The organism is Shuttleworthella satelles DSM 14600 (assembly GCF_000160115.1).
GTDB classification, from domain to species: Bacteria; Bacillota; Clostridia; order Lachnospirales; family Lachnospiraceae; genus Shuttleworthia; species Shuttleworthia satelles.
The window spans coordinates 1,311,074-1,325,092 of the sequence record NZ_GG665866.1; the positions used below are offsets into that span (position 1 = coordinate 1,311,074).

Annotated in this window: 13 protein-coding genes; 2 read left to right on the forward strand and 11 right to left on the reverse strand. The window is 55.1% G+C overall.

Annotated features, from left to right (window positions below):
* Positions 1-74: 74 nt before the first annotated feature.
* Positions 75-1,451: an HlyC/CorC family transporter gene (locus tag GCWU000342_RS05915; protein ID WP_006906417.1), complete on the forward strand. Its 1,377-nt coding sequence runs from the start codon at positions 75-77 to the stop codon at positions 1,449-1,451.
* Positions 1,452-1,621: 170 nt separating this feature from the next.
* Complete coding sequence (locus GCWU000342_RS05920; RefSeq protein WP_006906418.1) at positions 1,622-2,143, forward strand: peptidylprolyl isomerase; 522 nt, start codon at positions 1,622-1,624, stop codon at positions 2,141-2,143.
* A gap of 87 nt (positions 2,144-2,230) precedes the next feature.
* On the opposite strand, the gene GCWU000342_RS05925 is transcribed toward GCWU000342_RS05920, so the two are convergent.
* The 11 genes from GCWU000342_RS05925 to GCWU000342_RS05975 all read right to left on the reverse strand — a co-directional run bounded on the left by GCWU000342_RS05925 (position 2,231) and on the right by GCWU000342_RS05975 (position 13,926).
* Positions 2,231-2,602, reverse strand: coding sequence for a nitrous oxide-stimulated promoter family protein (locus GCWU000342_RS05925; RefSeq protein ID WP_006906420.1), 372 nt, complete (start codon positions 2,600-2,602; stop codon positions 2,231-2,233).
* Positions 2,603-2,756: 154 nt separating this feature from the next.
* The gene (locus tag GCWU000342_RS05930; RefSeq protein ID WP_006906421.1) at positions 2,757-4,409 is read right to left on the reverse strand and encodes an amino acid ABC transporter ATP-binding/permease protein; all 1,653 of its coding nucleotides are present in this window, start codon (positions 4,407-4,409) and stop codon (positions 2,757-2,759) included.
* Complete coding sequence (locus GCWU000342_RS05935; protein ID WP_006906422.1) at positions 4,406-6,166, reverse strand: ABC transporter ATP-binding protein/permease; 1,761 nt, start codon at positions 6,164-6,166, stop codon at positions 4,406-4,408. Before GCWU000342_RS05935 ends, GCWU000342_RS05930 begins: the two co-directional genes overlap by 4 nt.
* Before the next feature lie 6 nt (positions 6,167-6,172).
* On the reverse strand, positions 6,173-6,658 hold the full coding sequence (locus GCWU000342_RS05940) for a YbaN family protein (RefSeq protein ID WP_006906423.1): 486 nt from the start codon (positions 6,656-6,658) through the stop codon (positions 6,173-6,175).
* 133 nt (positions 6,659-6,791) lie between these two features.
* Entirely contained in the window at positions 6,792-7,619 is an 828-nt protein-coding gene (locus GCWU000342_RS05945) for an Mrp/NBP35 family ATP-binding protein (RefSeq protein WP_334290461.1), read from the reverse strand.
* Between the two features lie 91 nt (positions 7,620-7,710).
* Positions 7,711-8,817, reverse strand: a complete 1,107-nt coding sequence (mtnA, locus tag GCWU000342_RS05950) for an S-methyl-5-thioribose-1-phosphate isomerase (protein ID WP_006906426.1) — start codon at positions 8,815-8,817, stop codon at positions 7,711-7,713.
* Between the two features lie 57 nt (positions 8,818-8,874).
* Entirely contained in the window at positions 8,875-9,891 is a 1,017-nt protein-coding gene (locus tag GCWU000342_RS05955) for a DUF3878 family protein (RefSeq protein WP_045000390.1), read from the reverse strand.
* A gap of 112 nt (positions 9,892-10,003) precedes the next feature.
* Positions 10,004-11,065, reverse strand: a complete 1,062-nt coding sequence (locus GCWU000342_RS05960; RefSeq protein ID WP_006906428.1) for an electron transfer flavoprotein subunit alpha/FixB family protein — start codon at positions 11,063-11,065, stop codon at positions 10,004-10,006.
* A gap of 21 nt (positions 11,066-11,086) precedes the next feature.
* Complete coding sequence (locus GCWU000342_RS05965) at positions 11,087-11,869, reverse strand: electron transfer flavoprotein subunit beta/FixA family protein (protein WP_006906429.1); 783 nt, start codon at positions 11,867-11,869, stop codon at positions 11,087-11,089.
* Positions 11,870-11,907: 38 nt separating this feature from the next.
* Entirely contained in the window at positions 11,908-13,062 is a 1,155-nt protein-coding gene (locus tag GCWU000342_RS05970) for an acyl-CoA dehydrogenase (protein WP_006906430.1), read from the reverse strand.
* A 24-nt stretch (positions 13,063-13,086) separates the two neighbouring features.
* A complete protein-coding gene (locus GCWU000342_RS05975) occupies positions 13,087-13,926 on the reverse strand; it encodes a 3-hydroxyacyl-CoA dehydrogenase NAD-binding domain-containing protein (RefSeq protein WP_006906431.1) in 840 nt (279 codons plus the stop codon).
* Positions 13,927-14,019 lie beyond the last annotated feature (93 nt).

Genomic DNA, 14,019 nt, shown 5'->3' on the forward strand with positions numbered 1-14,019 from the left:
TCGACGGCTTTAAACTCAACGGCTTAAATAAGTCCCTTGCCGACTCTCGACGGCAAAGAAAGTTTCTCAAAATCATGCCTAAGGATTTAATCATTCAAATCATCATTCTGCCGGTTCTTTTGCTGGCTTCCGCCTTCTTCTCCTCCGCGGAGACAGCTCTGACCACCGTCAGCCGGATCAAGGTCAGAACGCTGGCCGATAACGGCAACCGCCGGGCCGAAACGGTCCTCAGGGTTACAGACCGTCAGAGCAAGATGCTCTCTGCCATTCTCATCGGCAATAATGTCGCCAATCTGTCCGCCTCCTCTCTGGCCACCATCATTGCCATCCGCCTTCTCGGAGATATGGGGGCCGGGATCGCGACAGGCGTTTTGACCCTCCTCATTCTCATCTTTGGAGAGATCGCTCCCAAGAGCATGGCCTCGATTAACAGTCTCTCTCTCTCCCTTCGCTTTGCCCCTCACATCTGGCGCCTGATGTGGATCCTGACACCGCTGATCTACATCGTCAATCTTATGGCAAACGCCATGATCCGCCTGATGGGGACGGATCCGCATCGGCGCAGAGAGAATCTGACAGAGGAGGAGCTTAGAACCATCGTCGACGTCAGCCAGGAAGCGGGCGTCATTGAGCACGAGGAGCGCAATTACATCCACAATCTCTTCGACTTCACAGACTCCAATGTCCGCGAGGTCATGATTCCGCGAATCGACGTGACCGTCGCCAATGTCAACTGGTCCTACGATAAGCTCATTTCCGTCTTTGCCGGCTGCATGTTCACCCGCCTGCCGGTCTACGATGAGAACAGTGATTCCATCGTCGGCATCATCAATATGAAAGACCTGCTCCTGGTCAAGGACAAGGCGCATTTCTCCCTGCGGGACTATCTGCGCAGCGCCTACTTCACCTTTGAGCTCAAGAATACCAGAGAGCTTTTCGAGGAGATGCGGCAGAACTCGATCGCCATGGCCATCGTCATGGACGAGTACGGCGCGTTTGCCGGAATTATCAGCCTGGAAGATCTCCTGGAGGAATTGGTCGGCGAGATTCGAGACGAGTATGACTCCAATGAGGAGGACGATATTGTCCAGCTCAATGAGCGGGAATACCTTGTCGTCGGTTCCATGAATCTGGAAGACCTCATGTCCATCATCCCCCTGGGCTATGAGTCCGAGGACTACGACACCATCGGCGGCTATCTGACCGGTGAATTCGACCACTTCCCCAATCAGGGGGAAACCTATGTGGACAGCAATGGCGCCATCCTCAAGGTGGAGAAGGTCAGAAAGAACCGGATTACCAAGATTCTCATTCGCCTGCCTGAGCAGATCGCCAAAGAAGTCGACGAGGAGTCCCTCCCGGATTCCGATGAGGATGAGGAGCCCGGCATGCTGTCTACTCCCGCCTCCCAGAAGGTCAGCCAGGGTCCCTCTAAGCCGGCGCAAAAATAAGTTTCCCTGCGGCCGATACAAGAATATGTCTCTGCCCAATACAAAAATATGTCCCTGTTCCGCTTCGCATTCAGGAGGATTTTTGTTATCCTTATCAAAGATGACATCTTCTCTGAAAGGATGATATTCGCACTGCTGTATCCCTGAGATTGATAAAGGAGGAATTTACAATGGCACAGAATCCGATTGTCACGATCGAGATGGAGGACGGCTCCGTCATGAAGGCGGAGCTCTATCCCCAGATCGCTCCCAACACGGTCAACAACTTCATCAGCCTGATCCAAAAGGGTTACTACGACGGCGTCATCTTCCACCGTGTCATCCCGGGCTTCATGATCCAGGGAGGCGACCCCCAGGGCACCGGTACCGGCGGCCCCGGCTACTGCATTCCCGGCGAATTCTCCCACAACGGTTTTTCCAACGACTTAAAGCACAGCAAGGGCGTTCTCTCCATGGCCCGCACCATGGTCCCTGACTCTGCGGGAAGCCAGTTCTTCATCATGCATGAGACCTCTCCCCATCTGGATGGTGACTACGCCGCTTTCGGCCAGGTGATAGAGGGACTCGATGTCATCGACGCCATCGCCAACGCGGACCGCGACTGGAATGACAAGCCGCTCTCGGACCAGAAAATGAAGAGAGTCACTGTTGAGACCTTCGGCGTCGACTATCCTGAGCCTGAGAAATGCTAAGCTCCTCTTCTATGACCAAATATGTGCCCCCGGGCGCAGCCCAAAAAAGCCCTGTCGACAAGAAAAGCAGCGTCGACAGGGCTTTTCTTATCTGCCCGACTGCTTCTTCTCAGCACGCTTACTGAAGACATGGATCCGATCTGTAAGCATATGCTTCAGCAAAAGCAGGGGATGATACAGCAGCATTCGGGGACCGGAATAGCGCATTATCTCCCTGATTTTGTCCCGCATCTTCGGCTCATAGCAGTGAACCTCACAGGCAGAGCAAAAGGTCTTGGTCTCCATGAAGGGGCAGCGCCGGCTTCGCGCCTGGGCGTAATCAAAAAGCTGCTGGCAGTCCGGGCAAAGCCCCTCTCTCCTCCCGTGCTTCTTATGGCAGTAGATCGCGATCATCTGTCCGATGACCTTTTTCTCCCGATCTCTTTTTTCGGCGATTTTCTGACTCTGATCTCCGCTCATTTCCCTCTCTTTCGCTCTCAGGCAAAAAACCCGCGTATCATTTCCCTGTGTGGGTCCCGCATCGCCAAATCAGGACTTTGAAATCCGAATTTCACCGGGATATTCGAATCCGAATCTCAATGTCCCGTCGCCCTGTTTGAACCCGGGTCTGCGCTCAGCTCAGTCGCCCGCTCTCAATGGAATATGACCGATCCGCGATAGCCAGGGTCGACTTGCGATGCGATACCAGAACAAGGGTCCGGCCACTGGCCTTGGCTTCCTCCTCTAAGGCCTTGAGAATCGCCCCTTCGTTGAGGCTGTCCAGGTTGCTGGTCGGCTCATCTAGGAGTAAGAGGGGAGCCCCGTGAAGAAATGCCCTCGCCAGACCGATGCGCTGCCTCTGGCCGCCGGAGAGATTGTCACCGAGCTCCTCGATTTTGCTCTCATAACCCCTGGGCAGGGTCATGATAAAGTCGTGGATGCTGGCCTTTTTGGCCGCCTCCTCAACCTCCGCGTCGCTGGCGTCTACCCGTCCGATGCGGATATTCTCCCGCACACTTGTCGCAAAGAGGTCCGTGTCCTGGACCATGTATGACTCCAGTTTCCTCAAATGATCGGTTTCAATCTCTCCGATATCAAGTCCCGAGACTCTGACCGTCCTCTCCGGTGCCTGCCAGAAGCGCATGATCAGCTTGAGCAGGGTTGACTTGCCGCTCCCGCTTCGCCCGGTGACCGCGACGATCTCACCGGGCGCAAAATCCGCGGACAGATCATGCAGGATTTCCTCCTCACCATAGGCAAAGGTCAAATGCCGGACAGAGGCGCCAGAGAAGTCCGGCCGAGCCCCCTTTGTCACGTCCGGGGTCACAGGCTCTTCCTCCAGAAGGGACAGGACGCGCTCGCCGGAGGCCAGAGTGGAATCCATTGCTGCAGACAGATTGGCCAGGGCTAAAACCGGCCCAAAGGAAGCCGCCAGCATTACTGTTGCCATGACAGTGGAGGCAAAGTCGAGCCGCAGGCAGACAGCTGCCAGAATCATCAGAATGGGCCAGAGCATGACAAGTCCTGCGGACCAGGCGGAGACCGCTCCGGCATGATGGGCGATCTGCATCTGCAGGTCATTGAGTTCCAGGGTCTTCTGACGAATCTCCGCCTCCTTCTTCTCTCCCATTCCAAACTGCAGGACATCACGAATCCCCCGCAGACTCTCGAGAAAGACATTGTTGAGGCTCCCCAGCTTGCTGCGCAGGTCCATGCCTCCTGACCGGCCCATACGGCTGCTGGCGAGCGGAAGGAAGAGCCCCAGGCTCAGATAGGCCGCAAGGGCCAGAAGACCAAGCAGGGGGTGGAAGCCCCCGATCAGCAGGCTCATGATCAGGCTTACAAGAAAGGCGATGCAGACGGGGGCAATGGTGTGGGCATAGAAAACCTCAAGCAATTCAATATCGCCGGTGATCAGAGCGATCAAATCCCCTCGTCCTCTCCCCTCCAGCTTGGCCGGCGCCAGCTTGCGCAGGGCGGCAAAGACCTTGTCCCGAATCACAGCCAATAGCTTAAAGGCGATGTAGTGGCCGCAGGTCTGCTCCCCATAGCGAAGGACGGCCCTGGCCAGGGCAATCACAAGCATAAGGGCGATCGTCGCCCCGAAGGAAATTTTCCAGGGACTCTCGCCGGTCAGCACCAGCAAAAGATGCGCCGCCAATACCGTGATAAAGATCGCGCAGAGATAGCCCAAAACGCCAAGGCTGATACAGGCCAGCATGACATGGGCCAGGGGGGACAGAAGGCGAATCAGGCCAGCCATGATTTTGATCCCGCTTCTTCTCATGCTCTGGCCTCCTCTCTCTGTCTCTTTGTCTTTTGCCCGAAGGTCTCCAGGCTCTCCTGCGCTCTGAAGAGCGCGGCATAGCCGGCGTCAGCTTCCATCAGTCGCGCGTGACTGCCCAGTTCCTTCAGATGGCCCGACTCCAGATAAGCGATGATATCAGAACCCACCACATTGGCCAGGCGATGAGAGATCAAAAGCACCGTGTGGCTGCCGTGCATGCCGTAAATGGCCTGCATGATCGCCTCCTCGCTCTCGGCATCGATGTTGCTGGTCGCCTCGTCAAAGATATAGACGGGGCTGTCCTTGAGCAGGGCCCTGGCCAAAGCCAGCCTCTGCCTCTGTCCTCCGGAGAGGTTCTCTCCCCGCTCTCTGAGCTGAAAGTCCAGGCCTCCCTGGCTCTCAATAAAGTCCCAGAGAGCGACCCGGCGCAGGGCGGCAATCATCTCGGCCTCCGAAGCATCTGCCTTTCCCTCGCGCAGGCTCTCGCGCACACTGCCCGCAAAGAGATAGGCCGCGGAGGGCACGACCGTCACAAGGGCACGCAGACTCTCTCGGCTGGCCCGCCGAAGATCCGTCTGCCCAAAGCGGATATCTCCCTCGTAGCCATCGCGAATTCCGGATAAGAGCGCCGCCAGAGTCGACTTGCCGCAGCCGGACGCGCCGACCAGAGAGACCAGGCTCCCCTTGGGAATCTCAAGACTGATATCAGACAGGGTTTCTTTCTGCCCGTCATAGGAGAAGGTCAGATGCCTGATAGAGATGCCCTCTCCCGCCAGCTCGCTTCCATCCTCCTTTTCCGGCAAATCCAAAAGACGGAAAATGCGCTCAGAAGCGGCGATTCCGTTCATGGCTGTGTGAAAGTAGCTGCCAAGAGCCCGCATGGCCAAAAAGAACTCGGCGGACAGCATGACCATGGCAATCGCCTGGCCGAAGTTGACCCGGCCGGCCCGGTAGGCCAGGGCCGTCAGAATGCAGCCGATCGCGCTGCCCCCGTAGGCCACGAAATCCATTATGGTGACGGAATTGAGCTGCATGGTCAGCACCTTCATGGTCACCTTGCGAAAGCGCTCTGACTCCGCGTTCATCTGCTCATGCCTCCTGGCATCTGCCCCGTAGACCTTGAGCGTTGTCAGGCCCTGCAGATTTTCCAGGAAACTGTCGCCAAGTTCCGCGTAAGCATCCCAGTAGCTGGACAGGAGCTTCTTGGCAAAGCGCTGCACCTTGGCGATCGCCAGAGGGATCAGGGGAACACAGAGAAAGAGAACCAGACCGGTCAGGGGTGACAGGGGCAAAAAGACGAGAAGCAGGGTCAGAGGGGCCAGCATGGCAAAAAAGAACTGGGGAATGTAGTTGCCGAAATAGGACTCCAGCTGCTCGACTCCCTCTCCCGCCAACTGCACCAGTTCCGCGGTCGGAAAAACATCCATATAGGATGGTCCCAGACGTCGTATTTTGGCGTAGATATCTGATCTCAGCTTAACCTTGACGCAGGAGGCCGCCCTCTGTCCCCGGTCCGCGATCCATCCGTTGAAAACAAAGCGCAGAAGGATGCAAAAGAGGGCAATCACAAGCAGAGTCGGCTCAATCGATGAGAGGCCGTTTCCTGTCCCCTTCTCCCGAATCAGCTGCAGCTGCCTTCCCAGGGCAAACCAGAGGACAATTCCGGCGACCAGACTCAACCAGTGACAGATCACCTTTTGTATCATGTATCTTCTGGCCTCGGGCACCAGGGCCAAGAGGCGCTTCTTGGGCATCATCTTTTATCAATCCTCCTGTATGATACTCTCGTTTGCTCTTTTCTCTTCATCCTGATCTGCCGGGCAGGTTCGGATCACCAGTCCAAAGGCAATCAGGTGAGCGACCCAGACCAGGCCCATAACAGAGGCTCCGATCAAGGCTCCCTTGGATCCTTTGATCAGGTAAGCTCGAATCATAAAGAATTCCGCAATTCCCATGATGAGGGTAACGCTTAAGATGATATGGCATTTGGCCGCCCTCGTCATGCCTTCTCCCCTCTTAAGACTCGCTAGATGGCTCTGGTAGAGGCGACTGGATTGGAACCAGGCATTGAGTCGATCTGAACTCCTGGCGAAAAAGAAAGCTGCCAGGAGGAGAAATGGCGTCGTCGGTAAAATAGGCAGGGCAATGCCAATCGCTCCCAGGCCGACGCAAAGGAGTCCCAGGAAGAGAAAAAGCCCCCGCAAGGGCCTTTTCCCCATGATCTTCTCGCTCTTTCGCTCTTGTCTCATATTTCTCTCAACTCTTCAGTAATTCTTCCTTGATTTTCCGTATTCCGTGATTTTTCGTATTCAGCGAGCTTTTCACATTCAGAGATCTTTTTCGTGCAGCTGGCAAAGCCCGTTTCCACACGACAGAAAGTGCTCACTTATCCAATGCCTTCAGCAGTTCTACGCCCTTGTCCAGGAAGTGATTCTGTATAGCAAAGACTCTCCCCTGGTCCACTGTCTCCGCATAGTCCGGATCAAGAGGGAGCTTGCCCAAAACGGGAATATGCAGCTCCTCTGCCACCTCATCGACATGGGACGGACCAAAGAGACTGATCTGCCTGCCGCAGTCAGGGCATTCCAGATAGGAGTAGTTCTCTACCAGACCAAGCACAGGAATCTCCATCATATTGGCCATGTTATAAGCCTTTTTGACAATCATCTGCACCAGCTCCTGGGGCGAAGTGACAATCACAACGCCGTCGACAGGCAGGGACTGAAAGACCGTCAGGGGAACATCTCCCGTTCCCGGAGGCATATCCACGAACAGATAATCAATATCGCCCCAATTGACCCCGGACCAGAACTCCTTGACCGTACCCGCGATGACGGGACCGCGCCAGACCACAGGCGTCTCCTCCTGGTCTAAGAGCAGGTTAACGGACATGATCTTGGTGGAATCCTCCGCCCTGACGGGAATCGTTCCATTATCATCCGCGTAAGCGGGCCCATGGACTCCATACATCTTGGGGATCGAGGGTCCTGTGATATCCGCGTCCAAAATCCCCACCTTGTATCCGGCAAGGTTCATCTGACAGGCGAGAGAAGCGGTGACAAATGATTTGCCGACGCCGCCCTTGCCTGAGATAACGCCGATCACATGCTTAATATGGGAATTGGGGTTGGCGTCCACATGAAAATCGGGCTTCTGGGGCTCCTTCTTATTCCTGGTAAAACGTTCCGTATCAAAATGAGGCTCTTGCATGTCTGCCATCGCTATCTCCTTTCCGCTCACTTAATAGATAGTAACATCATACAACATCTCTCCCACAAAATTGTTGCATGTCCAACTGTTTCTAATTCTGTACGAGGAGATCTCCTCCGCAGGCCTCTTTTCTGGCAAAAATATCCCTGAAGCTCTCCGCGTAAGGAGCCCTCGCGATTCCATACTCTGTGACGATGCCTGCGATCAGGCTGTGGTCTGTCACATCAAATGCCGGATTATAGACCTTGATTCCCTCGGGCGCCATGCGCTCGGAATACCACATCTCAGTGACCTCCTCCGGCTTCCTCTCCTCTATGACAATGTCATCGCCGCTTGCCGTTCGCATATCAATCGTAGAAGTCGGCGCCACGACATACACAGGGATTTTGTATTGCCTGGCTACAGCCGCGAGAACAGAAGTTCCGATCTTGTTGGCTGTATCGCCATTGGCCGCGACGCGATCACAGCCCACAAAAACAGCGTCTACCCAGCCTCTCTTCATGACAGAGGCCGACATATTATCGCAGATCAGTGTCGTATCCACGCCTGCCGCCTGCAGCTCGAAAGCTGTCAGACGTGCCCCCTGCAGGAGGGGACGGGTCTCATCACAGAAGACCCGGTAGTGATTTCCCGCCTCCATGCCCACATAGATGGGCGCTGTAGCTGTCCCATAGCGAACCGCCGCCAGCTTCCCTGCGTTGCAGTGGGTCAGAATTCCGTCCCCGTCCCGGATCAGGCTCATCCCGTATTCGCCCAGTCTGCGGCAGACTGCGATATCCTCCGCGTAGATCTTGAGCGCTTCCTCATGCAGGCAAAAAAGCCATCCTGCCCGATCATCCTCTCCCCCATTAAAGTGATAGATCTCCAGACATCGCTCCATCCTCTCAAGGGCCCAGGACAGGTTCACGGCCGTCGGTCTGGAGGAATTGAGATAATCGGATACCTTCTTTAGCCTGGCCCAGAAGGCCTCATAATCCTCCTCTTTGATCTGCTCCGCGAGAACATAGAGTCCCAGAGCGGCGCAAACTCCGATGGCCGGCGCCCCTCGCACCTGCAGGAGGTAGATCGCCCTCCAGATCTCTTCTGCATTTTTTAGCTCCAGGAATTCAATTTGCCCCGGCAGCCTGGTCTGGTCAATAATAACAACTGCCTTCTTTTTCTCGTCCAGGCGGACGGTATCAACTTCCATGATGTTCATGATTTGCTTCTCTCTTGTACTCTGCTTTCGCTTCCTGTCGATCCAATCCCCTTCTGATCAGCGCTTCTCCGCCAGCTTCCTCACCTTCGTCTTTAAATGTCCCTCTTCGAGTATGGTTTCCTGCTGATAGAAGCGATAGGCCATATCCTTATCGTCTAAAAGTCTCATGGCAAAAGGCATTTCCTCTGTGATGACAATACGGCGCTCGCCGTCCTTACTCTTATAGTGAGGAAATCGGCCGACCAGTCCCTCTTCTCTCAGAGAAATGTCGATGCGCCTGCGCTCCTTCTGGGCCCAGGTCTCAATCCGGTTGGAAAAATGTCTGCTCGCGTAGGGCCTGGAAGCCAGTTCAATCTGACTCTGTAACTCCTGACAGAAGGCAAAGCCCCGATCCGAGGCCAGATAAGCGATCAGATATTCCCTGAGTTCTTTGCTCGGCAGCTTTTCAAAGGAAGACAAAAGCCATCCGAGGCGCTCATCTCTGGAGTCCGCCGCCAGCTTTTGCATTGCCCTGATTCCGCCCAAAGAGCTGACATGCCATTCGACCGGGTTTTCATGGACGGGAGAGAAATGCCTGAGCGGCCCAAACTCCGCCAATTCGACCAGTCCGGCCTCCCTCTCATTGATGGCCTCTCTGCCCAGATAAGTCATTTTCTCATGAATGATCCCCAGCTGATAGACCAGACGACGCAGGTGCTCTTGGCCACTGACCCAGTAGTGGCCCATCCGATGGTATTGGTAGTAGCTGCAGGACTCTCGGGCCTGCGCGATGGCAGTCTCCAGGTCAGTTCCTGCCCCCTCATCTGCCCCTTGAGTTTTCTGACCTCCTCCGAGAGAATCGGCAGGACATATGTCCGACCAGACCAGCAGGTCCTCCTTCAGCCGATCGGCATCTTCGCCGGTATATCGCGCCGGATCCATGTCAAGAATCAGGTAGTCCTCGACCCCATCACTCATCATGTAGGGAATATAGTAGCGGTTGATCCGACCCGGATCCCGCACGGCTTCCAGGGCATCGACCTCAACTAATCTCCTCAGCTTCTCCCTTAGTTTTTCAGCGGTAATTGTCTGCATGAAACTCATTATAACAAAAGAAGTCCCCCGAAACGGAGGACTTCTCAAATTGGCTTATTGCCTGCCATCTTGATCTGACGGTCAAGATGCCCGTTCGTGCTGACGCACTCACTTAGTCTGCCTTCTTGGCCTTTTCCGCCTTGATCGCCTCGGTTAACGCGGGAACAATCTTCTGATAGTCGCCGACGATTCCGTAGCTTGCCACATCAAAGATGGGAGCGTCCGGATCCTTATTGATGGCAATGATCACATCCGACTCCTCCATACCGGCTACGTGCTGGATGGCTCCGGAGATACCGATGGCGAAGTAGAGATTGGGGCGAACGGTCTTACCGGTCTGGCCTACCTGCAGGTCATGGGGCTTCCAACCGGAATCAACAACGGCGCGGGAGCAGGAAACCTCTCCTCCCAGGGCCTTTGCCAGGTCCTCAAGAATCTTGAAGTTCTCGGGAGAGCCGACGCCGCGGCCACCGGATACAAGGATCTTGGCCTGCTGGATATCGACCGTCTGCGCGGTGCTCTTTACGATGTCGAGAATCTCAACGAAGCGATCGTTCTCCTCGATATGTGCATCAAAGGGAATGACCTCCGCCCTGCGCCCGGCCTCAGGAGCAATCTTCTGCATAACGCCGGGACGAACGGTTGCCATCTGCGGACGGTTGTCAGGGCAGGCGATGGTAGCAATCGTATTGCCGCCGAAGGCGGGACGGGTCATAAGAAGCTGATTGTGCTTCTGTTCACCGTTTGCGGGGGGATTGATGGGAAAATCACCAATCTCAAGAGAAGTACAGTCCGCGGTCAGTCCGGTCGCAACACGAGCGGAAACAGTGGGACCAAGGTCACGGCCAATGGCGGTCGCTCCAACCAGAAAGATCTCCGGCTTAAATTCTTTAATCACTGCCGCGAGGGCCTGCGCGTAGGGCTCTGTGCGATAAGTCTCAAGCTTTGGATCATCGACAAGAATTACCTTATCAGCCCCGTACTCGCCCAGTTTATCCGTCAGATCTCCCACATGAGATCCAAGCAGAACTGCGGTGACTTCCTCGTTCAAATCTGCCGCCAGCTTCCTGGCCTCGCCCAGAAGCTCCAGAGAAATATTTGAAATCTTGTTGTCGACCTGCTGAGCGTAGATATATACGCCCTTGTAGGCCTCAATGTTAGCTGTCTTACCCATTTATTTCACCACTTTCTTTGCTTAGATAATGTGCTTTGTTACCAGCTTGTCCATGACATAGTCAACGGAAGCGCTGGGATCCAGCTCAACCTTCTCTCCGGCGCCCTTGCGAACCTTGTCGGAGGCGCGGGCGATCTTGGTGGGAGAACCTGCGAGACCGATATTGGAATCATCCAGATCCTTCAGGTCAGCCCTGCCCCAAGTGGTGATCTCAGCGTCAACAGCGTCCCAGATCCCGGCCGGGGTCATATAACGGGGCTCATTGAGCTCTGAGAGAGCGGTGATGAGAACAGGCATCTTAGCCTTAACCATGTGGTAACGATCCTCATACTGGCGCTTAACAACAACGGCATCACCATCAACCTTAACCTCCTCAGCATAGCTGATGACGGGAAGACCAAGGTGCTCGGCAATCTGAGGACCAACCTGGGCGGTATCGCCATCGATGGCCTGACGACCGGCGAAGATGATATCATAGTCCAGATTGCGAAGGGCAGCCGCCAGGGTGGAAGAAGTCGCCCAGGTATCAGCGCCGCCCAGGCAGCGATCCGTCACCAGAACAGCCTTGTCTGCACCCATGGCCAGGGCCTCGCGAAGGGCGTCCGCCGCCTTGGGAAGGCCCATGGTCAGCACAGTAACCTCAGCGCCGAACTGATCCTTCAGGCGAAGGGCAGCCTCCAGGCCAGCCTTGTCATCCGGATTCATAATGGTCATCATGGCCGCTCTGTTCAAGGTTCCATCGGGATTAAATACGACGCCGCCCTTGGTATCCGGAACCTGCTTAATACATACAACGATTTTCATGTATCTACACTCCTATCTCAATTCTGCAAATGTTCCGCTTATCCGAGCATGCCGGCAGAAATAACCATCCTCTGCACCTCAGACGTACCCTCATAGATCTCGGTGATCTTGGCGTCGCGCATCATGCGCTCGACCTCGTACTCTCTGGTGTAACCGTAACCGCCGTGCAGCTGAACAGCCTTCGTGGTGACATCCATGGCAGCCTCTGCGGCGAAGAGCTTGGCCTCGGCAGCCTCTGCGGAGAATCTTGACTTCTCAGCCTTGGCGCAGGCAGCGCGGTATACCAGATACTTGGCGGCATCCATGCGCGTCTTCATATCAGCCAGCTGGAACTGGGTGTTCTGGAAAGCGCCGATGGGACGGCCGAACTGCTTTCTCTCCATAACGAAGGCAACGGTGCGGTCAATCGCTCCCTCGCCTAAGCCCAGTGCCTGGGCAGCGATACCAATACGGCCGCCGTCTAAGGTGTGCATCGCCTCCTGGAAGCCCTTGCCGCGTCTGCCCAGCAGGTTCTCCTTGGGAATCTTGCAGTCCTGGAAGATCAGCTCGTAGGTGGCGGAGCCACGGATTCCCATCTTCTTCTCCTTAGTGCCGAAGGTGAAGCCGGGCGTTCCCTTCTCTACAATGAATGCGGAGAAAAGCTTCTTGGAGCGGCCGCGCTTATCCTCAACCGTGTCGGTAACAGCGATGATGATGTAAATGTCAGCTTCCTTGCCATTGGTGATGAAGCACTTGGAGCCATTTAAGACCCAGCCGTCCTCAACTTCAACCGCCTTGGTCTGTGCGCCCTGGGCATCCGTACCTGCGCCGGGCTCGGTCAAAGCGAAAGCGCCCAGCTTCTCCCCCTTGGCCAGGGGAACCAAAAACTTCTGCTTCTGCTCCTCGGTCCCGTAGTTTAAGATGGGGTCGCAGCAGAGAGAGGAATGAGCAGACAGGGCAACCGCGGTGGTGCCGCAGACCTTGGCCAATTCCTCAATTGCCATGACATAGGTCAGGGGATCGCAGCCCTGTCCGCCATACTCTCTGGGAACAGCGATTCCAAGGAAGCCAGCCTTGGCCATCTTCTCAATGGTCTCACGGGGGAAACGCTCCTCTTCGTCCACATCCTTGGCCAGAGGCTTTACCTCGTTCTCGGCGAAGTTCTTAAAGAGCTCGCGGGCCATCTCATGTTTCTTATCTAAAGTGAAATCCATGGATACTCTCCTTCATCCTTTATCTTACTTGCTGTAATCGTAGAAACCGATTCCGGTCTTTCTTCCCAGCTTGCCGGCGCGTACCATCTTGCGGAGCAGGACATGTGCCCGGTACTTGGAGTCATGGGTTTCATTGTAGAGAACATCCATGATTGCCAGGCAGACATCCAGACCGATCAGATCGCCCAGAGCCAAAGGACCCATGGGATGGTTGGCGCCCAGCTGCATGGCGGTATCAATATCCTCAACAGAAGCGACTCCGTCCGCATAAATGCTGACCGCCTCGTTAATCATGGGAATTAAGATGCGGTTGACAACGAAGCCCGGTGCCTCATTGACCTGAACCGGAGTCTTACCGATCCTCTTAGCCACATCAACAATGAAATCACGGAGTTCATCCGGCGTATTGCCTCCCTGGATCACCTCAATCAGCTTCATAACAGGAGCCGGATTGAAGAAATGCATCCCGATAACAGGACGGTCCAATCCCTGTCCGATCTCGGTAATGGACAGAGAAGAAGTGTTGGTGGCAAACTTACAGGAAGCGGGGACAATCTCCTGCAGCTCCTTGAAGGTCTGGCGCTTGATCTCCATGTTCTCAATGGCAGCCTCAATGATCAGATCCGCGTCCGTGCAGATATCCTTGGTGCCGGTCGTAATCTTAGCCAGGATCGCGTCTGCCGCCGCCTGGTCCATCTTGCCCTTGGCAACTCTCTTAGACAGGCCCTTCTCAATCTTCGCCTTGCCGCCTGCGGCGAATTCATCATTGATATCCGTCAGATATACTTCGAATCCATCGGTCTGTGCAAATGCCTGCGCAATACCACTTCCCATGGTACCGGCACCAATAACGCCTATTTTCATTTGTCATCCTCCTCAGATAAATCTCAATCTGAAACATCAGTGACTGCGAAATGCCAAGACGAATCGCACTCTATGCCATAGCTGAATTCAAAT